Annotated in this window: 22 protein-coding genes and 1 pseudogene; 9 read left to right on the forward strand and 14 right to left on the reverse strand. The window is 68.3% G+C overall.

Going from position 1 to position 19,177, the window contains the following annotated elements; translation table 11 throughout:
* Nucleotides 1-2,470, forward strand: a 2,470-nt coding sequence (locus tag ACFPZ3_RS25725; RefSeq protein WP_379516786.1) for a LuxR C-terminal-related transcriptional regulator, incomplete at its 5' end; no start/stop codon positions are given.
* Nucleotides 2,471-2,477: 7 nt separating this feature from the next.
* Here the strand turns inward: ACFPZ3_RS25725 and ACFPZ3_RS25730 are convergent.
* The gene (locus tag ACFPZ3_RS25730; protein WP_379516787.1) at nt 2,478-3,194 is read right to left on the reverse strand and encodes a hypothetical protein; all 717 of its coding nucleotides are present in this window, start codon (nt 3,192-3,194) and stop codon (nt 2,478-2,480) included.
* A 315-nt stretch (nt 3,195-3,509) separates the two neighbouring features.
* Here ACFPZ3_RS25730 and ACFPZ3_RS25735 point away from each other — a divergent pair, with 315 nt between their 5' ends.
* The 3 genes from ACFPZ3_RS25735 to ACFPZ3_RS25745 are packed head-to-tail and all read left to right on the forward strand — an operon-like array spanning nt 3,510 to nt 6,444.
* Nucleotides 3,510-4,229, forward strand: coding sequence for an SDR family oxidoreductase (locus tag ACFPZ3_RS25735; RefSeq protein WP_379516788.1), 720 nt, complete (start codon nt 3,510-3,512; stop codon nt 4,227-4,229).
* Nucleotides 4,226-4,888 carry a carboxymuconolactone decarboxylase family protein gene (locus tag ACFPZ3_RS25740; protein WP_379516789.1) on the forward strand — a complete coding sequence of 221 codons (663 nt, stop codon included), beginning with the start codon at nt 4,226-4,228 and terminating at the stop codon, nt 4,886-4,888. The genes ACFPZ3_RS25735 and ACFPZ3_RS25740 overlap by 4 nt, the downstream gene beginning before the upstream one ends.
* Before the next feature lie 53 nt (nt 4,889-4,941).
* Complete coding sequence (locus tag ACFPZ3_RS25745) at nt 4,942-6,444, forward strand: FAD-dependent monooxygenase (RefSeq protein WP_379516790.1); 1,503 nt, start codon at nt 4,942-4,944, stop codon at nt 6,442-6,444.
* Between the two features lie 119 nt (nt 6,445-6,563).
* Here ACFPZ3_RS25745 and ACFPZ3_RS25750 read toward each other — a convergent pair whose 3' ends face one another.
* The 3 genes from ACFPZ3_RS25750 to ACFPZ3_RS25760 form a co-directional block, all read right to left on the reverse strand.
* Nucleotides 6,564-7,400, reverse strand: coding sequence for a hypothetical protein (locus tag ACFPZ3_RS25750; RefSeq protein ID WP_379516791.1), 837 nt, complete (start codon nt 7,398-7,400; stop codon nt 6,564-6,566).
* Nucleotides 7,397-7,855: a hypothetical protein gene (locus ACFPZ3_RS25755; protein WP_379516792.1), complete on the reverse strand. Its 459-nt coding sequence runs from the start codon at nt 7,853-7,855 to the stop codon at nt 7,397-7,399. Before ACFPZ3_RS25755 ends, ACFPZ3_RS25750 begins: the two co-directional genes overlap by 4 nt.
* 274 nt (nt 7,856-8,129) lie before the next feature.
* A complete protein-coding gene (locus ACFPZ3_RS25760; protein ID WP_379516793.1) occupies nt 8,130-8,990 on the reverse strand; it encodes a hypothetical protein in 861 nt (286 codons plus the stop codon).
* A 305-nt stretch (nt 8,991-9,295) separates the two neighbouring features.
* On the opposite strand from ACFPZ3_RS25760, the gene ACFPZ3_RS25770 reads away from it, so the two are divergent.
* Nucleotides 9,296-9,808 carry an ATP-binding cassette domain-containing protein gene (locus ACFPZ3_RS25770; protein ID WP_417629167.1) on the forward strand — a complete coding sequence of 171 codons (513 nt, stop codon included), beginning with the start codon at nt 9,296-9,298 and terminating at the stop codon, nt 9,806-9,808.
* Between the two features lie 100 nt (nt 9,809-9,908).
* Here ACFPZ3_RS25770 and ACFPZ3_RS25775 read toward each other — a convergent pair whose 3' ends face one another.
* The 3 genes from ACFPZ3_RS25775 to ACFPZ3_RS25785 form a co-directional block, all read right to left on the reverse strand.
* Nucleotides 9,909-10,181, reverse strand: a complete 273-nt coding sequence (locus ACFPZ3_RS25775; protein ID WP_379516807.1) for a helix-turn-helix domain-containing protein — start codon at nt 10,179-10,181, stop codon at nt 9,909-9,911.
* Nucleotides 10,182-10,429: 248 nt separating this feature from the next.
* Complete coding sequence (locus ACFPZ3_RS25780) at nt 10,430-10,789, reverse strand: hypothetical protein (RefSeq protein ID WP_379516794.1); 360 nt, start codon at nt 10,787-10,789, stop codon at nt 10,430-10,432.
* 171 nt (nt 10,790-10,960) lie between these two features.
* The gene (locus tag ACFPZ3_RS25785) at nt 10,961-11,593 is read right to left on the reverse strand and encodes a TetR/AcrR family transcriptional regulator (protein WP_379516795.1); all 633 of its coding nucleotides are present in this window, start codon (nt 11,591-11,593) and stop codon (nt 10,961-10,963) included.
* A 163-nt stretch (nt 11,594-11,756) separates the two neighbouring features.
* On the opposite strand from ACFPZ3_RS25785, the gene ACFPZ3_RS25790 reads away from it, so the two are divergent.
* Nucleotides 11,757-12,494, forward strand: a complete 738-nt coding sequence (locus tag ACFPZ3_RS25790; RefSeq protein ID WP_379516796.1) for an SDR family NAD(P)-dependent oxidoreductase — start codon at nt 11,757-11,759, stop codon at nt 12,492-12,494.
* 128 nt (nt 12,495-12,622) lie between these two features.
* The gene (locus ACFPZ3_RS25795; protein WP_379516797.1) at nt 12,623-14,347 is read left to right on the forward strand and encodes a CocE/NonD family hydrolase; all 1,725 of its coding nucleotides are present in this window, start codon (nt 12,623-12,625) and stop codon (nt 14,345-14,347) included.
* A gap of 73 nt (nt 14,348-14,420) precedes the next feature.
* Here ACFPZ3_RS25795 and ACFPZ3_RS25800 read toward each other — a convergent pair whose 3' ends face one another.
* From ACFPZ3_RS25800 to ACFPZ3_RS25830, 7 genes and pseudogenes are all read right to left on the reverse strand, one after another.
* Entirely contained in the window at nt 14,421-14,867 is a 447-nt protein-coding gene (locus tag ACFPZ3_RS25800; RefSeq protein WP_379516798.1) for a hypothetical protein, read from the reverse strand.
* A gap of 461 nt (nt 14,868-15,328) precedes the next feature.
* A complete protein-coding gene (locus ACFPZ3_RS25805) occupies nt 15,329-15,586 on the reverse strand; it encodes a hypothetical protein (protein WP_379516799.1) in 258 nt (85 codons plus the stop codon).
* A complete protein-coding gene (locus tag ACFPZ3_RS25810) occupies nt 15,583-16,476 on the reverse strand; it encodes a M61 family metallopeptidase (protein ID WP_379516800.1) in 894 nt (297 codons plus the stop codon). The genes ACFPZ3_RS25805 and ACFPZ3_RS25810 overlap by 4 nt, the downstream gene beginning before the upstream one ends.
* A gap of 261 nt (nt 16,477-16,737) precedes the next feature.
* Nucleotides 16,738-17,058, reverse strand: a complete 321-nt coding sequence (locus ACFPZ3_RS25815) for a hypothetical protein (RefSeq protein ID WP_379516809.1) — start codon at nt 17,056-17,058, stop codon at nt 16,738-16,740.
* Nucleotides 17,059-17,187: 129 nt separating this feature from the next.
* A pseudogene (locus ACFPZ3_RS25820) lies at nt 17,188-17,412 on the reverse strand (helix-turn-helix domain-containing protein); the annotation flags it as partial.
* 242 nt (nt 17,413-17,654) lie between these two features.
* Nucleotides 17,655-17,891 carry a DUF427 domain-containing protein gene (locus ACFPZ3_RS25825; protein ID WP_379516801.1) on the reverse strand — a complete coding sequence of 79 codons (237 nt, stop codon included), beginning with the start codon at nt 17,889-17,891 and terminating at the stop codon, nt 17,655-17,657.
* Between the two features lie 31 nt (nt 17,892-17,922).
* Nucleotides 17,923-18,135: a hypothetical protein gene (locus ACFPZ3_RS25830; protein WP_379516802.1), complete on the reverse strand. Its 213-nt coding sequence runs from the start codon at nt 18,133-18,135 to the stop codon at nt 17,923-17,925.
* A gap of 199 nt (nt 18,136-18,334) precedes the next feature.
* Here ACFPZ3_RS25830 and ACFPZ3_RS25835 point away from each other — a divergent pair, with 199 nt between their 5' ends.
* On the forward strand, nt 18,335-19,054 hold the full coding sequence (locus ACFPZ3_RS25835) for an SDR family NAD(P)-dependent oxidoreductase (protein WP_379516803.1): 720 nt from the start codon (nt 18,335-18,337) through the stop codon (nt 19,052-19,054).
* A 30-nt stretch (nt 19,055-19,084) separates the two neighbouring features.
* Nucleotides 19,085-19,177, forward strand: a 93-nt coding sequence (locus ACFPZ3_RS25840; RefSeq protein ID WP_379516808.1) for an SDR family NAD(P)-dependent oxidoreductase, incomplete at its 3' end; no start/stop codon positions are given.

Here is a 19,177-nt window from a genome sequence, read left to right on the forward strand (position 1 = left end):
GAGTCGAGGTCTGCGTGGCCTGCGTGGTCGCCTGGGCGGCGTGACCCGGGGAGACCGTTTTCTCGTCGGGCTGGCGACGCTCAGCCTGCTCGTGGAGTTGTCGGCGGCGGGTCCGGTCGTGTGCCTGGTGGACGACGCGCAGTGGCTGGACGGCGAGTCGGCCGACGCGCTGCAGTTCGCCGCACGGCGCCTGCATGAGGAGCCTGTCGCGGTCCTGTTCGCCTCGCGGGAGGGCGATGGGAACTTCCCCGCGAGGCGGCTGCCCGAGTTGTGGCTGGGGAAGCTGGACTCCGAGGCCGCTGAGCAGCTCATCGCCGAGCAGGCGGGAGACCTGCCGCCGGCGGTGCGCGAGCAGCTGGTCGCCGAGGCTCGGGGCAATCCGCTGGCGCTGGTCGAGCTGCCCCGGATGTTGAGCGCCGAGCAGCGCAGGGGTGCCCTCGATCCGCTGTCGTTCTTCCTCGGTACGGCGGAGCCGGTGACCGACCGGGTGCTGGCCGGCTTCCGTGACCGGGTCGCGGCGCTGCCCGGCGCCACCCGCTCGTGCTTGCTGGTGGCGGCCCTCGACCACCGCGCCGAGCTGGGCGTGCTCGCGCGCTCGGCCGGCCTGCTGGGCGCCTCGCTGGTCGACTTCGCCGAGGCCGAGCGGGCGGGCCTGGTCCGGGTGGGCCCGGGGGGTGTCGCCTTCCGCCACCCGCTGGTGCGTACCGCGGTGCTGCTGGCCTGCGATATCGCCGCGCGGATGGCGGCGCACCGGGCGCTGGCCGAGGCGGTTGATGACGACCGGCGAGCCTGGCACCTGGCCGCTGTCACCCTGCAGCCCGATGAGGAGGTGGCCGGGAAGATGGAGAGCCTGGCGCTGCGCGCACGACAGCGTGGCGGGCAGGCGGCGGTGTCGGCGGCCTACGCGCGGGCGGCCGAGCTGAGCGCCGATGCCGCTGAGGCGGCACGCCGGTGGACGGCGGCGGCCGGGGCCGCGGCCGAGGCGGGCCTGTGGCTGCGCGCGGGTGAGCTGGTGGACAGGGCGCAGCGGTTGGCGGAGGTGATGACGCTGCAGGGGTCGGTGCTGGCCGAGCTGGCGCAGGTGCGAGCGAAGCTGGAGATCGAGGCGGGCCGGCCGCTGGAGGGTGTCCGGCTGCTGCACGAGGGGGCCGTGGCGGCCGGCGACCTGCCCGTCAGGTTGTCGCTGCTCGGCCTGGCGGGCTTCTACGCCTGGGCCAGTGCCACCCACCCCGACCAGCTCGCGCTGGCCCGCCGGACCGAGGAACTGTGTCCGGACGGCGACGGGCTGCCCGCTTTGGTGCGCACGATCAGCCGCTCCTTCCGCTTGATTCTCGAGGGGGACGCGGTGACCACGCTCGCCTACCGTATGCCGGACCAGGCTGATCGCATCCCGTTCGAGCTGCGCGTTCTCATCACCTACCAGGCGCTCGCCCGTGCCGACCACGACGGCATGCTGGATGGCGCGGCCGCGCTCGTCGAGGAATGCCGGGCGGAGGGACGCCTGGGACGCATGCCCCAGGCCATGACGGTCTTCACCATCGCCCAGCTCATCAGCGGCCGGCACCGGTCCGCGCGCAGCACGGTGAGTGCGGCTCTGGCCCTGGCTTCCGACGTGGGCCAGCCGCTGTGGAGCAGCTATCTCACGGGTGTACACGCCTGGCTGTCCGCGGTCGCCGGCGCGCAGGAGGAGTGCACGGCGATGGCCGAGCAGGCGATCCGCGAGGCCAACCATCGCCGGTGGATGCCGGGAGCCTGCTGGGCCGAGTACGCGCGCCTGATCCTCGACCTCGGATCGGGCCGCTACGAGGCCGTGCTCGAGCGGATGGACCGGGCGGCGACGGGTCCCAAGCGTCACGCGTACCTCAGGCGATACGCCTGGCCCGACTACGTCGAGGCCGCCGTACGGGCGGGGGTCCCGCAACGCGCCGGGGAACAGCTGAGGCGCTACGCGGAGTGGGCACAGGCCACCGGCCGCGCCAGAGCGCTTGCCGTACTGCATCGGACCCGTGCACTGCTCGCCCCGGACGGCGAGGCCGGAGGCCTGTACGAGCGGGCGCTGGCCCTGCACGCCGAGGGAGAGCAGCCCTTCGACGAGGCACGCACCCGCCTGGTCTACGGGGAATGGCTACGCCGCCAGCAGCGGCGCACCGAGGCGCGCGCTCAGCTCGAAGCCGCCATGGAAGCCTTCGACCTGCTCGACGCCGCTCCGTGGTCCGCCCGCGCGGCCGCCGAACTGCGAGCCACCGGGGTCTTCCTGCCCGACCGTGCCCGTGCCGGAGATCCGCTGGCCGTGCTGACACCGCAGGAGTTGCAGGTGGTCCGGCTGGCCATCACGGGGGCCTCCAACCGCGAGATCGGCGCGCAGCTGTTCCTGAGCCCGCGCACGGTCGCCTCCCACCTGTACAAGGCCTTCCCCAAGCTGGGCGTCACCTCACGCGCCGAACTGGCCAGGCTGGCATCCGTGATCTGAGGGCAGATCACACCCGGCGGTAGATGATCGGCTGCGCGGCAACGCCGTTGGCCTTGAAGTTGGCCAGCACGAATCTGCGGAAGGTCGGCCGGAAGATCAGGCTGGGCAGGAAGGTCCGCCAGTTCGGCCAGCTCGCGTGGTTGACGAGCCCGTAGTCGGCGGGCTCACCCTCCAGCGGCTGCATCAGCGCGGAGTTGGGCAGCGCGGTCTTGGTCTGAAACCACCCGGCGGTGTACTCCCACACCTGCAGCAGGGTCTCGCGGTCATCAGCGTAGAAGTAGTTGAACAGGAAACAATCGTCCTGGCTGTGGTCCACGTCGCCGAGCAGGCCGGCGTTGCTCGCGACGATCTGGTGGGTGCGGCGCGCCGCGGCGCCCATGGCCTGGGCAACCTTCTTGTAGGCGGCGCTGTCACGCAGCTCCAGCGCGTCGTCCACGGACGCGGTGCGGATCAGCACGACGACGTCGTAGCGCGCCGGCTGCATACCTCTGGCGGTCAGTAGCTCGTCGCCCTCGCCGGGCGTGCGCAGGACGGCGCGGAACACGTTCGCCTCGCGCGCCTCGATGCCCACGACCAGGGCCTTGAGGCGAGCGGCCAGCTGAGCGGGAGCGGAGGCGAAGTAGCCGCGCCAGGCGCCGACCTCGCCGGCCAGCATGAGGAAGCCGTCGCCGGTGCGAGGTAGCACGCGAGCCTTGACGGCCAGATGGTCGTTGATCAGCTTCATGGCGCCGACGCTAGCCCAGGGTCCTCATGGATCGCCTCCGTCACCTGACTGATGCGTCCCGGACGCAGATCAGTCACGTGACGGAGGCGGTGGTCATCGCGATCTTCATAGGGTCTGGGCCATAACCAAACCTACTCGACGATCGTGATGGCGATCCTGGCCACCGCCTTCCGTGCCTGGGCGCTGCTCACCCTTCCTTCACAGGGCGCCGTCGTCCTCGTGCCATCCTATGCCAACAAATGTAGGCCAACATCTGTTGACCTTGCGGAGATCTAGGTCAACACTTGTTGGCATAGCGATGAAGGGAGCAAGCCAATGTCAAAGACCGTGCTGGTGACCGGTGCCTCCACAGGAATCGGGCGAGCCACCGCATTCCTGCTGGCCCGCGAGGGCTTCACCGTCTACGCCGGAGTGCGCAAGGACGCCGACGGGGAGGCGCTCGGCTCCACCGTCACCCCGATCAAGCTCGATGTCACCGACGCCGGGCAGATCGCCGATGCCGCCGAGCGCCTCGGCCATCTCGACGCCCTGGTCAACAACGCCGGCATCGGTGTCACCGGACCCGTCGAGTTCGTCCCCCTGGACGCGTTGCGCCGGCAGTACGAGGTCAACGTCTTCGGCCAGGTGGCCGTCACCCAGGCCATGCTGCCGATGTTGCGGGCCTCGCGCGGCCGGGTGGTCACGGTTGGCTCGGTGGGCGGCTGGATCACCCTGCCCTTCGGCGGCCCGCTGTGCTCCTCCAAGCACGCCATCCGCTCCATCAACGACGCGATGCGCATGGAGCTCAAGCCGTACGGCGTGGCGGCGGTCCTCATCGAACCCGGCTCGATCCACACCGACGCGGTGGACAAGCTGGAGGACGAGGTCGAACCCCGCCGTCCTGCGCGCCCTGACCGCGCGCAAGCCACGCGCCCGCTACCCGGCCGGCAAGAAGTCACGGCTGATGAGCACGCTCGGCCGCATCGTCCCCCAGTACACCCTCGACGCCCTGCGACTGCGTGTGCTGGGCCTGTCCTGAAACGGAGCACACCATGACCCAGCTCGCCGGAGCCGACGCCCTTGCCGTACTCGACCCCGCCTTCGCCCAGCTCGCCGTCGGCGCGGGCCACAACCTGTGGGGCCTGACCCACCTGACGATGCGCGAGAAGTCCTTCGTCTGCCTGACCGCCGACCTGTGCCACCCCCACCTGGACGCCCCGCTCGCCATGCACGTGCAGATGGCCTTGGCCAACGGGGTCGAACCCGAGGCGATCAGGGAGCTCTACCGCCACGTGGCCCCCTACGTGGGCTACCCGATCCTGGTTTCCGCCTTCCAGCGCCTGACCGAGCTCGGCCTGCCCGAGGCGCAGGACACCGGCCCGGTCACGCCGGTGCCGCTGTCCGGGGCGCTGGCCCGCGCCGTCCGCGACTTGGAGGATGTGGACTCGGGACTGGCCGCCTTCACCGAGGACCAGCTGGCCCAGCGCTGGGCGCGCCCGTACCTCAGCGTCCGCGAGCGGGCGATCGCCTGCCTGGTCGTGGATGTCTTCTACCAGACGCTGGGCCAGCCGATGCGTCTGCACGCGGAGCTGGCCAGGTCGGCCGGGGCCACCGAGGAGACCTTCCGCGACCTGATCCGCGGCCTCGCCGAGTTCGGGCTCGCCCGGACATGGGCCGCGGCGAGGGCTCTGCTCCCTCAGCGAGTCTGTGACTGAAAGCACCCCCCAGCAAGCCTACAAGCGTTGACTTCAACCTCAAGGAGGCCGACATGGCTGGAACCTCACCCACCGCCCCTAATCCCACTCACGCCGCCGACGTGCTGGTCGTGGGCGCGGGCCCGACCGGACTGCTGCTCGCCGGAGACCTCGCCGAGGCAGGCCTGTCCGTCACCCTCGTCGAGGAGCGCCCGCGCAAGATCAGCAACCTGTCCCGCGCCCTGGTCGTCCACGCCCGCGTACTCGAGCAGTTCGACGCCCGCGGCATCGCGGACGAGGTCGTCAAGATCGGGCACCCCATCAACCGGCTGGCGCTGTTCGAGCGGGGGCAACTCAACCCCTCACGGCTGCCCAGCCGCTACCCGTTCGTCTTGTTCATCCCCCAGTACGAGGTGGAGCGAGTGCTGGAGCGGCGAGCCCGCGAGGCCGGAGTCGACTTCCTCTACGAAACCAAGGTCGTCGGCGTGGACCAGGATGCGGGCAGCGTCATGGCCCGGACGGTCGCCGGCAAGGACGCAGATCCGGACGGCCCGTTCACCACGCTCCGCTCTTCCTACCTGGTCGGGACGGACGGTGTGCGCAGCTCCGTCCGGTCGGCTCTGGGCCTGCCTTTTCCCGGCAAGTCGATTCTCAGCTCGTTGATCCTGGCCGACGTCAGGCTCGACCGGGCGCCGGATCGGCCGTTCACGGTGAACGCCGTCCCGGACGGGTTCGCGCTGCTCACTGAGATGGGCGAAGGCTGGTACCGGGTGACGGGCTGGAACCGGCACCATCAACTGCCCGACAACGCGCCGCTGGACGTGGAGGAGCTCAAGGAACTGCTGCGGATCAACTTCGGCGGCGACTACGGCATCACCGAGGTCCGCTGGAAGTCACGGTTCCACAGCGACGAGCGGCAGGCGCCGGCGTACCGCGTCGGCCGGGTTTTTCTGGCCGGCGACGCCGCGCACGTGCACTCCCCGGCCGGCGCCATGGGCATGAACACCGGGCTGCAGGATGCCGCCAACCTGAGCTGGAAACTGGTGGCCGTGCTGCGGGACGGGGCCGAGGACCGGCTGCTGGACACCTACCAGACCGAGCGGCACGCCGTCGGCAAGCTCGTGCTGCGGATGAGCGGGATGCTGGTACGCGCGGCGCTGCTGCACGGGTATGCCGCCCGGCTGCTGCGCGCCGCGGCCGGAACGATCCTCAGCAACCTCCGGCCGCTGGCCGACAAGGCGGCCTCCATGATCTCCGGGATCGGCATCGCCTACCGAGCCCCGCGCGGCGCACACAAGCTGGTCGGACGGCGCGCCCCAGACGGGCTGTTGGCGGAGGGGCGGCTGAACGAACTGCAGCGCGGCGGCAAGGCCGTGCTGATCACGTCCGCCCGGCAGGACGTGGCCGTGCCTGTTCCTGATCAGGTGGTACGCGCGCACTGGGCCGACGACCGCCGCACCACGGCCCTCGTCCGCCCCGACGGCTACTACTGCTGGGCGACGGAGCAACCGAACGACACGGCCGCTCTCCGCACCGCGCTGACCACCTGGGTGGGCCGGCTCCCCGAGTCCGTGTGAACCATGCCGGTGCGGTGACCGATCGGCGGCCCCGGAAACGGTTCGACGGCTTTGCGAAGTCCTGACACAGTGGCGCTCTATGACGAGCTTCGAGCTTGTGACCGCCGCGGACGTGCAGCTCATGCAGGGTCTGGCGAAGCGTGTAACCTGAAGGGCGTCAATACTCGCGCACGTGGTTTGAGCTGGGGCTTCTTCCGCCGAGTCGATGCGCGTTGTAGCGATCGATGTACTCGTTCAGGACGGCGCGCAGGGTGACGTTCGCCGTAGATCAGCAGGCGGTCGGTGTACTCGGCGCGTACCGTCCGGATCCAGCGCTCGGCATAGCAGTTCGCCCTGGGTGTCTGCGGCGGTGTCTTCAGCATCGTGATGCCCACAGCGGCGAACACCTCGTCGAAGACGGTGGTGAACTTGGCGTCCCGGTCGCGGAGGAGGAAGCGGAACGACGCTGCTCGCTCGCCGAGGTCGATCAGGAGGTTGCGGGCCTGCTGAGCGGTCCACGCGCCGGTCGGGTGGCTGGTCACGCCCAGGACGTAGACGCGTCGTGTGGGGAGCTCCATCACGAAGAACACGTACAAGCGCTTCGGAATGATCGTGTCAACATGGAAGAAGTCGCAGGCCAGGAGCCCTTTGGCCGGCGACCGTAAGAAGGTCCGCCACGAGGTGTCGGCGTGGATGGAGCGGGGCGCGATGGGTGTTGTTGGCGGCGATGGCGTTCTGGATGAATTCTTTGGCCAGGGTGCCGTTCTCGGTGGGCCGAGCACCGCCAGCACCTGCTCGCGTTCATCGTCGGACAATTCGGCCGGGTGGTGGAACGGCCGGCGCGGTCCCTGCACGGGCGGGCGCGGGTTGCGGTGCCGGTGCACCGTGGCCCGGGATTTCCCGAACACCGCGCAGGCCCGCACGGTGCCGACCGACTTCTCCAGGGCCGGGAAATACTCGTCCAGGACCCGGTTCACCTCGTGTCGGAGTCCGCGCTGCTTGAGATGTCCTGAAGCAGCGCGAATGCTTTTCCCGCGATGTCCAGCGCGGTTTTGGTCTTGCCCAGCTCGCCGGTGAGTTTCGCGTTGCGGGACTCGAGTTTCTCGGTGTCGGCTTTGAGTTTCTTGTTCTCGGTGCGCAGCCGGGCCAGTTCCTCTGACTCGGCGCTCTTTTCCGGCCGGCCAGTCGTGGCCGGGAGTGTTCCATTCTCGGCTTGCTTTCTCCAGTGCACGATGTGGGAGTGATACAGCCGTTCCTTGCGGAGCAGGGCGCCCCGCTCGGGGCTGCCTTCGGGCAGTGCGTCGAAGGCGGCCAGGATCCGCGCCTTGTAGGCCTTGGTGAACGTCCGCCGCTTGGGCCGGGCCGGCTGCTCATCGGTCACCCGACCATCCTGCCCCGTCAAGGCGGCCTGGTCGGCGAGGGTCATCGTCACTGTCTCGATCGTCCCATCTCGCCCTGCTTCGCAGCAAAAGGACTCATACGTCCCATTTATCACAGCAGTCTGACAGAGAGGGTGCCGAGGGCCGACGGAGGAGGCCTGCGGCGGCGATCGCCCAGCCCCGTCCGGAGACCGGCCACCGCCAGTGATCGTCACGGCTTCCCGCAAGGCGGCCGATGCGTCTTACCTGCCTGACAAAATCATCGCTCTCTGACCTGCGAATAAGGGTCGACCACCCCAGGTACGATCAGTTCGCCTAGAGCTTGCGTCAGCACTTGTGGTCCGGCTCGGGGACGGGAGTGGCAGCGGCCGCAGCGAGGCCGGGTTGTGCCCAGAGCAGGTAGGAGACGGCGCCCACGTCTTCGGTGGGGCCGACCCAGAAGGTGCCGGTCACTTTGGGCACGGCGAGGCCGTAGTGCCCGGCGTTGGTCTTGATGCACCAGGAGCGGTCCTTGTCCTCCTCCCAGAACGGGAGCTTGCCCGTCCAGGCCGTGGAGGGAGTAGACATGCACGCGCTGGGCGTCGGCCGGCCGGAACCGGTGAACTCCGCGGCCGTCGCTCCGTTGATCAGCTTTGGGCCGAGGTCGAAGCCCGAAGTCTTGATCCAGATGTCCGCGGTGCGGGCCCCGGGCTGGTCGTCCTGAAAAACCCTGCCGGTGTCCAGGTCCTGCGAACCGTCCAGATTGCCTGGAACGGTGCCACGTACCGCGACGCCGTCGCCATCCTTGGCATCGGTGACGGCGATGTTCGCCGTGGTGCCCGGCGGGATGACGAGCTTGATCTCTCGCTCTTTGATGTAGAGGTCCACGTGCTTGAGCTGCGTGCTGTTCACGCTGACCTTGAGCTCGTGATCGGTGTTGAGCTCGAACACGCTCGTCTTCCGCTGCCCGTGGAGCGTCTGCTCGATCAGCAGCCAGGTCTTCTTCTGCGGCACCGCGTGGTCGATGAGGTATTTGGCCAGAGCGTCCGCCGCGAACAGACCGAGACTGACCGCGAGGCCCGGGATCGACTTCGGGATGGCCTCGGGCAGGACGGCGAAGACCAGGGGCGAATAGGCCTGGTAGGCGTTGACGATCGGATTCGAGGTGCAATCGGTCTGGTCGCAGCCCGAGACCAGGCCGGTGATCACAGCGCAGGTGGCGGTTACGGATAGCGCATGCCGGAACAACCGCTCTCCCCTCGTGTAAGACGTGTGGGACAACGGCGGGATGCGGACCGCCAGCACATAGCATGCGCTTGATCACGACACGTGACAATCCCCTCCCCACAGGCCTTCTTGATCGCGGGCGGCCCTGAATGCGGCCAGGTGGGCGCGGCACTCCGGCACCGAGTACGGGGTTCGCCCCCCAGGCGATGTGGATCATTGCTTCGGAGCTTGTGGGCAGGGCCTCGCAGCCGCGGGCCAGGCGGCGGTGCAGCATCAGCCGGCCGAGGGTGCGTGGCCACCCAGCGGCGCGGCAGGACGGCGAAGCCCTTGGTGGCTCCGCCCGGCAAGCGCGCACCCGCGCGTACGACCTCCTCGAAAAGCTCGGCGTGGCCCACCGCGCGGACAACTATCCGGCGACGTTGAGCGGTGGCGAACGGCAACGCGTCGCCGTGGCCAGAGCCCTGATGAACCGCCCGGCCCTCCTGCTGTACGCGAACCCGGTGCCGGACAAGGTCAGGGCCGCCGCCTACCAGGTGCTGAAGACCACCAAGGGCGTCAGCGACCTCGGCCGTGCCAAGGATCCACTGGGCCGCTCCGGCCAGAAGCTGGCTCTGCCCGTCTCCTCGGCCAAGGGCTCGGTGCTCAAGCAGCAGTTCCTGGTGGACACCAACGCCATGACGCTGCTGGCCCAGTACACCGACCTCAAAGACGACGGCAAGGTGGTGCTCGGCAAGTCCGGCGTGCAGACGTTCAAGACCGGTTGGACGAACACCAAGCCCGCCGTTCCAGCCGTAAGCTGACCACTCAGACATCAGGGACTTCCGCACTGCGGTTGCTGCCCATGAGCGATCGGGCGCGATGGTCCCAGCCGCCGCCCTGATCGCGCAGCGAAACCCCAGCTCAGGTTCTCGGAGCCGGACCGGACCGGCGGGCCCGCAGGATCCGCCGTACGGTCGATTCGCTGAGCTGAATGCCGAGCCGAACCACCTCACCGTGCACGCGCCGATACCCCCACGTCGGATTCTCGCGTGCCAGGCGGACGGCCAGGTCCCGAACGTTCGCGCTCGTCGCGGGACGGCCAGAGCGGTGAGGATAGGTCCAAGAGCGTTTGATCAAACGACGATGCCAGGCCAACACCGTGCCCGGGGTGACAAGCCGATGAGCCCGCAGCACCGTCGGCAAGAAGCGGGCCAACGCCGACAGGATCGCCCGATCTGCCCAGTCCGGCTTTGGTCGGGCGACCTGGCGCTTTTAACACGGCCACCTCATGCCGGAGCACCATGAGCTCGACGTCCTTGGACGCCTGACCACGTCCCAGCGACGTCAGCCAGCCGAACACTCGAACCACGATCAGATACAGCAGACGAACCGACACAAGCCGCGATCTTGCCCGTCCCACCTCCGCAGGTCAAAACCGCAGCTCAAGCACCCCGCGATGAGTTATGAAGCGGTACAAGGTTCTTGTGCTGGCCTTCCCACACGATCTGGTGCCCGGCGCAATCCACCTTCACCAGCAGCCGGTGCGACCCCGGGATGGCGTCGTAGAGCGCGGGGACGGAGAAGGTGAGCAGGGGATCGCCGCTGTCCGGCGTCGCGTTCGCCGTCGTGTCGTATTCCCCGTAGACAATCAACACCGGCACGCTCCCGCCAAGCACGCCATCCCGCGCCGCGGCCTCGGTGTTCCAGCCCCACCACAGCGCGTTCCGGAACCGGCTGAGACCCAGCGGGCGGCCAGACGGTTGGATCTCGCCCCATGTGCGGCCGATCGGATCGATGTCCATCAGTGCCTCGCCGCCGGGACCGGGCAACGAGCTGAGGAAGCTTCGCAACCAGGAGCAGCCTCAGCTCACCGCGATCAAGATCCTTCTCAGCTCCAACGGCTGTCCGCCGGTTCCTCGACCCCGGATCACGCGTCGGCGCGCGCTACCGGGCCGTGAGGTCGTCAGCGGGAGTCAGTGAATGCCGGCCTCCTCGAACCGGCATGGTGGGGGGTGCGGCAGCGGCTGGGCGGGCTGGGCCCGGATGCCGTCGAAGGTCAGCCCGAGGTAGCGGCGCCACAGCTGCGGCTGTACGTCCGCCAGCGGTGCCGCGGTCTGGTGCACGCCACCCAGCAGCAACACGATGTCCTGCCCGGTGATGTCCTGGCGGATGGCACCCGCCCGCCGAGCTCGGTCGGTCAGCGTCTCCACGACCTCGCACAGCCGGTCGATCCCGGCCCGCACGGCAGGATGCTGCAGCGAGGGGCGCCCGACGACCTCGCACAACGCGCGGTCCCTGGCCAGCAACTCGATTCCGGTGGTCATGAACTCGAGCAGGGCAGCCGCCGAATCCGCGGCACCGGCCAGCCGCATCCCAGAGGCGACGAGGTTGTCGAGCATCTCGCCCATGATCGCGGCAACCAGGTCGTCCTTGGTGGCGAAGTGCCGGAAGACCGTTCCCTTGGCGATCCCGGCTCGCTGCGCGATCTCGGCGATCGTCACCTCGGTGCCCTGCTCGGCGAAAGCCTCGGCTGCGGCCCTTAGCAACAGCTGCCGGTTTCGTACGGCGTCACTTCGCGGCGGCCGTGCCGCCGACGAGCTCGTCATTGGGTCTCCCTCTTGTCGCATCAAGTCTAGCCGAACATGACCCTCCGGTCATATTCGTGCTATGGTTAATATGACCAATTGGTCACATTACTGACTTGAGATCATCGCCGGCGGTAACCGCCTGGTGGCGAGCCCCACGTCATGCGCTCAAGGGGGAAACAGGATGGATCGCTCGTTGCAAGGAAAAGTCGTCCTCGTCACCGGAGCCTCGTCGGGTATCGGCGAGGCGACCGCGCTGGCCCTGTCCGAGGCCGGCGCGAACGTCGCGGTCGGCGCGCGGCGCGCCGACCGTTTGGCCGACCTCGAGAAGCGGGCACCAGGCGAGGTGCTGACGCTCGACCTGGACGTGACCGACGAGCAGTCGACCCGTGCGGCGGTGTCCGCCACCGTCGAACGTTTCGGCGGCCTGGACGTCCTGGTGAACAACGCCGGGCTCATGCTCAACGGCTCCATTCTCGGGGCGGACACCACGGAGTGGGCCAGGATGGTGCACACCAACCTGCTCGGCACGATGTACACCACGCACGCCGCGCTGCCACATCTGCTCCAGCGCAAAGGAACCGTCGTGCAGATCTCCTCGACCTCGGGCAGGCAGGCATCGGCGGGAGGGGGCGTTTATGCCGCGACAAAGTTCGGCGTGAACGCGTTTTCCGAGGCTCTGCGCAAGGAAGTCACCACGCGGGGGGTGCGCGTGGTGGTGATCGAACCCGGCATGGTGGCCACTGAACTGCTCAGCCACCTCACCGACCCGACGATGCAGGCCGCCGCCCGGGACATGATGAGCGCGATGCGCCTGCTGCAGTCCGCGGACATCGCCAAGGCCGTCCTCTACGCCATCAGCCAACCCGAACACGTGGCCGTCAACGAGATCCTGATCCGCCCCACCGACCAGGCCGCCTAGGACGGCACAAGCGCCGTCACACGGCACGCAAGGCCGTTGACCGGTGCATTCTGCCGTTGCCCGTGTCAGAGGCACTCGCGGAAGCTTCGCGAGGAAACCACCCGTAAACCCCCATCGAGGAAGCCATCATGAAGACATCACCCGGGCTCCCCGCCCGCGCGATCGACCGTTTTCTCGGGCGGCTGAGAAAACTCCCTGAGCAACGTAACGAGTACGTGGTTGAGCGGGGGCTGCGGACGCCGACCCGGGATGGGTTCGTGCTGGTGAGTGATCACTATGCCCCGGCAGGTTCAGACCCGGGCGGCGGCACGATCCTCATTCGCACGCCGTATGGCCGGGGCGCCCCGGTCGCCCAACTCTGGGGTTCGACGTTCGCCGCGCGGGGTTACCACGTGGTCCTGCAGAGCTGCCGGGGAACGGCCGGCTCGACCGGCACCTTCGAGCCGATGGTGCGGGAAGCGCAGGACGCCCAGGACACGGTCGTCTGGCTGCGGGAACAACCGTGGTTCACCGGGAACCTGGCGACGATGGGAATGTCGTACGTGGCCTTCACCCAGTGGGCCCTGCTGGCCGACCCGCCGCCGGAACTGCGGGCGAGCGTGATGGTGGCGGGACCGCACGACTTCAGCCGAGCCATCTGGGAGAACGATGCGTTCGCGCTGGAGACCTTCCTGGGCTGGAGCGCCACCAACAGCGTCCCGAACGAGGACCGGCCCAGCTTGTTCCAGCAGCTGACGGGAAACCGGCAGCGGGCGAACCAGCTCAAGTCCGCGTTCGCAAGCTTGCCCATGGCGGACGCCGCCGAGTCCGTCCTTCATGGACGCGCACCGTGGTACCAGGAATGGCTGGACCACCCCGACGTGAGCGATCCCACCTGGCGGCGCTACGACTTCACCCAAGCCCTGCGGCAGGTTCGGACACCGACGTTGCTCGTGGGCGGCTGGCAGGACGTCTTTGTCGGACAGACCGTCCAGCAGTACGAGACGTTGCGGTCGCAGGGGGTCGACGTCGCGTTGACGCTCGGCCCGTGGTCTCATGTCGCCCACGTTCTCAAGGGGTCGGCTGTCATCGACAACGAAGCCCTGGACTGGCTGGACACGCATCTGGGCGAGCGGGGACCGCGCGGCCGCCCCCAGCCGGTTCACACCTTCGTCACCGGCAGTGACACCTGGCATGCTTCGCCGTCCTGGCCACCGAACCACACCGAGACGAGCTGGTATCCGAACGACGACGGCCTGCTCGGGCCGACGGTCCCGGCGGGCGGGCGGTCGGCATTCCGCTTCGACCCGAGCGAGCCGACACCTTCGGTCGGCGGCCGCAGGCTCGCCTCCGGCGCCGGGGTGCGGAACAACGGGGACCTGGAGGCCCGGCCGGATGTCCTGACCTTCACCACACCGAGGCTGACCGCTGATCTCGAATTCGAGGGATTCCCTGTTGTCGACGTGTCGGTGAGCGTGGACAACCCCCATGCCGACCTCTTCATCCGCATCTGCGATGTCGACACCAAGGGTCGCTCACACAACATCACCGACACTTTGGTCCGTCTCGACCCCGCCATGGCTGCCGGTGAGGTCCAGAACATCACCGCGCGACTGTCGCCCTGCGCCCACCGGTTGCTCACCGGGCACCGACTGCGGCTGCAGCTTTCGGGCGGTTCCCATCCGCAGTACGCCCGGAATCTTGGCACCGGAGAACCCATGCCGACCGGCACCCGTCTGCAGTCGGCCCTTCACACGATCGAACATGCCGCCACGCGGCTGACGCTTCCTGTCACCTCACCAGCCATCACCAGGCCGGCTGCGGGCCGGCAGGATCAACCAGCCCACAACCCGGATGAAGATCAAATACAGTAGACGGAAGCACACGACGAGAGAGAATGAACCGCAGGTCAATCACCATGCAGGAGTATGGGCACAGCACAGGCGGCTAGTTGGCGCCCACGACCTTGAAGTCCTGATTGACGAAGACGTGGTGCGGCCAGTTGACGCCGATGTTGTGGACCTCGTATTCGCCGTTACTCAGCCGCACAACACGGTCTGCCATGCCCCCCGGATAGGTGGCCAGCGCAGCTTCCGTCGCCTTGTTCGCCGTCGTTCCACTGGCGATCGTCCCGTCCCCCTCGGTGTAGTTCGCCGGGACCTGACCATCCTGCTTTGACGCGGACGGTGCACCGCGTTGGAAGGCAACCACCTGCGACGGGGAGTAACTCGCGGATCCGCCGCCAGCCGGTTGCACGATGACCTGCGTGGCCGCAATGGTCGTTCCGTTGACCGTGCCAATGACGAGGACGGGTTCGCCTGTTGCAACGGCACTCGCCGAGGTTGAGTTCGTCCCCTTCTTGTATGTCGTGGAGGACGCCTCGTTGATGGTCACCTTCTGACCTCCTGACGTCGACATTTCGAAGCTCGACGTGGACATGCTGCCGACCGTGCCGACTGCTCCCCCTGCCGCCGGTCCGGACCGGGCGTTGGATCCCCCGCCACCGGAGCCTGGACCGCCGCCACGGGGTGCGCCGTACCCTCCTGTTGCGGAGGAGGACGTGGCTGTTGCGGAGGAGGACGTGGCTGTTGCGGAGGGGGACGTGGCTGTTGCGGAGGGGGACGCAGCGCAACCGGCGGAGAGTCCGACCACCGCACACATCAGCGCAGGCGCGAGCTTGCGGGAAAACATGGAGACCACTTCTTCCGTTCGATGGGAACACACCGAGCCTCGCGAGTCGCGCTGAGGCTCCCCCAAGAAAGGGATGAAAGGCGCCTTTAAACATGGAAGCGGGCGCGTGGGCGGGTGCCCGAGGCCAGCGGAGTCGTACAGGCACCCCATCGTCACCCCGACGCTCAAGAAGATGGGCTGAGCCAGCGGTAGGAGCGCGCCTCGGCACCGCGTGGTTTGTAGATGACCTCGAACGTCCGGCCGCCGCGCTGGAGTGTCAGAGAGACCGTGTCCAGCCCGCCCTTGATCACGCGCGACCCGGCAGGGCCGTCGAGAACGCGGTCGCCTTCGCGCACGCCCGCGCGCTCCGCGGCCGATCCGGCAACCAGGCCGGTGACGCAGCGGGTCTCCAGGCCGGCGAGGTCGAAGCCCAGCTCGATCACGTGGTCGCGGATTTCCTCGCGGGCGTACCCGGACCGAACGCCCCATACGCCGACACGACCCACTCCCCCGACTCCATCGCCGCGAAATCCGCACGCGCGGCCTCGCCGAGCTCGGCGACCACCAGGGCGAGCCACGCGTCGACGCCGACCTTCGCACCGGCTCGCTGCCGCTCGAGGACGGCGAGCACGAGGTCGTCCAGGCTGCGGTCACCCACCGCACGGATCTTGGCGTCCAGATCGGCGAGGTAGAACAGGCTCCGGCCGTACGGGACCCGCTGGGCCCGCTGGGCCTGCCAGAACAGCTCGTAGGCCGCCGCGTTGCTGAGCATCTGCAGGGGGTTGGTGTAGTAGCCGCGGGCCCGTTCGTTGATCAGCCCGAGGTAGACGGCCTCATCGATGAGCCCCGCCCGGTACGGCAGCACGATCGAGTAGTACTCGGCGGTGCCCTCGGTGTACCAGGCGATGTCGCCGTGTTCGCCGTCCAGCCGCGGCCAGTTGTGCGCGGTCTCGTGAGCGAGGAGCGAGGCGAGCTCCTCGACCGTGGGTGGCTCGATCTCGCTCCAGCCGAACGTGAACGACTTCGGCAGGGCCGTGCCGCCATTGCCGGGGTAGGGGTTCTTGCGGACGAACACCCGGTGCCCCGGCTCGGGCTCGCCGAAGAAGTCGCACATGACCTCGTAGATCCGCTCGATGCGGGCGGCCACGGCGGCGGTGTCGAAGGGCGGCTCGCTCAGCCAGTGCATCGAGAACGTCCCGGCGTCCGGATGCAGGGTGACCGGTCCGGCCATGTAGAAGGCGTACAGCAGGGTCTCGACGGTGCCGGCGAGCCCGACGGTCCCGACGCCGAGGCTGGAGACGCCCAACCCGCCGTCCAGGCCCTGCCACTCCACGGTGAGGGCATGGTCGCGGGCAGCGCGAGGAAGGCGATGCCGGCTCCGTGGACGCCGCCGGCCTCGGCGCGCAGGTCGAACAGCGGGCCGTTCCGGGTCGCCGCGTCCACGGCGCGGGCGGGCGCGACGTAGGAGACGGTGACGTGTACCGCTTCAAAACTCGTACATGTGGTCTGAACTGGTGTTTCTTCGGGTCGGCTAGGCTGCTCGGTGGTACTCGTTGATCGCTCCGCTGAGCACCTTTCGGCGCTGAATCCGGCCTTAGATCAGCATCCGATCAGTGCATTCGGCCCGGACGGTGCGCACCCAGCCCTCGGCGTAGCAGTTGGCGCGGGGCGTCCGCGGCGGCGTCTTCATCACCGTGACACCCTCCCCGGCGAAGACCTCATCGAAGACGTCGGTGAACTTGGCGTCCCGATCACGGATGAGGAACCGAAACGAGCCGGCCCTCCACCCGAGGTGCATGAGCAGGTTGCGGGCCTGCTGGGCCGTCCACGCGCCAGTGGGGCTGGCGGTCACGCCCAGGACGTGCACGCGCCGCGCCGCCACTTCCATCACGAACAACACGTACAGGCGTTTCAAGAAAATCGTGTCAACGTGGAAGAAGTCGCAGGCGAGCAGCCCTTTCGCTTGCAGGCGTAGAAACGTCCGCCAGAAGGCGTCGAGGCTTCGGGGAGCCGGACCGTGTCGGCGCGAACGCAAGATCCGCCGCACGGTCGCTGCACTGACCTGCAAGCCGAGCCGAACCAGTTCACCGTGTACCCGCCGATACCCCCACCTCGGGTTCTCCCGTGCCAGGCGAACGACCAGATCCCGGACCTCCTTGCTCGTTCCGGGGCGACCAGGGCGGTGAGGATAGGTCCACGAGCGTTTGATCAAACGGCGATGCCATGCCGGCAAGGTGCCCGGGGTGACCAGCCGATGCGCCCGCAGCACCGCAGGTAGGAAGCGCGCCAAGGCCGCCAGGAGCGCCCGCCGCCGTCTTCGGCCAGATCAGGGACGCCGTCCTGGACATCATCGACCGCAGCCAGACCCTCCAGCAATGAATCAGCCGGCAAACCCGCCGCGCGAACCCTCCGCCGTCCGGGGTTCTTGGCATCACTGACCGGCGAGAAGTACAGGTCCCAAGTGGTCGCTGCTCCCGCAGCAACACTCGTTTGGGGCTCATGACACGTTTCTTACCGGCACCCCTTGTACCGGCAGTACGTCCGGGTGTCGGTGGCCGCGAGCAGCGTCTGGTCGACGTCGTCGAGCGGGATGTATTGGACCGGCGGGTAGTTCGCCTCCCTCAACGTCAGGGCCCTGGTGGTGTCGGCGACGACGTGCTCGCCGACGCGCGCTACGACGCGCCGACCCGTCTTCTCAATGGTGATCGGGTGGTCGGGTCCGCGGATCTTGAGTTCCCGTGTCGTCATGGTCTTCTCCTGTTTTCTGGTGGTGGGGGGCTCAGCCGGGGATGAGGTCGAACTCGTTGCCCTCGACGTAGGCGCACGTGGTCCACCGAGCCCGTGGCCCGCCACTCGGATCGCCAGCCTCCACGACGGCATCGTACGCATCGGCCCCGTCGGCGACCTCGCGGTCCAGGACCGCGGCCCAGAACCGTGCTGTACGTGCGGCGCCGGTGGCGTCAAACGAGGCGCCGAAGAAGGTGCCGCTCATGCGCGTTCGCCTGTCATGATCTATTGATTAGACCATTCTGTCTAGCTGCCTCGCCGAATGTAGATGCCACCTTCTCCAAAAGTCAACTATCAGGCTAAGGGCCGTCTCTGCTTGTTCATGGCTTGACGGGACCGGTTCGGCCTGGTTCTCTGAAAGAGAAGCAAGACAGACCGGTCTAATCAATCGAGAGGAAGCGATCATGACCGAGATCCGCACCGCCCTGGTGACAGGCGCGACGTCCGGTATCGGCAGGGCCGCGGCGCTGAAGCTCGCCCGGGACGGATACAAGGTCCTGGTTCACGGCCGTGACGCCGAGCGCGGAGCCGTGGTGGTCAAGGAGATCGAGAACGCCGGTGGCAGCGCCGAGTTCCTCGCCGCCGACCTCACCGACGTCCGTGCCATCGGGCAGCTGGCGGCCGCGGCCGGGGACGTTGACGTCCTGGTCAACAACGCCGGGTTCTCCTGGTTCGGCCCCACCGCCGACCTGGACCCCGGCACCTTCGACGAACTGTTCGACGCCAACGTGCGCTCGGCGTACTACCTCACGGCCGCCATCGCGCCGCAGATGGCCGAGCGCGGTAGGGGCGTCGTCATCAACCTGGGCAGCATGGCCGGGCAGATCGGTCTGGCAGGAGGCGCCGCCTACAGCGCCACCAAGGCCGCGCTCACCTCGCTGACCCGCTCCTGGGCCGCCGAGTACAGCCCGCGGGGCGTCCGGGTCAACACCATCGCCCCCGGACCGGCCTACACCGGCGGCTCGTCGAGGGAAAGCCTCACGGCCCTGGGAAAGACCACGCTTCTGTCCCGTACAGCGGAGGCAGAGGAAATCGGGGACGTCATCGCATTCCTGGCCTCGCCGGCCGCCGGCTACATCACCGGCGCCGTCATCCCGGTCGACGGCGGACGCACCGCCGTCTGACCCGCAGCGCCTCTATAAAGGAGTCGAGATATGGACAAGCCCGTCGTTTTGATCACCGGGGCACTCACCGGCATCGGCCGTGCCGCCGCCGTCGCCTTCGCGAAGAAGGGCGCGAACGTGGTC

The sequence above is a fragment of the Nonomuraea insulae genome (assembly GCF_042656245.1).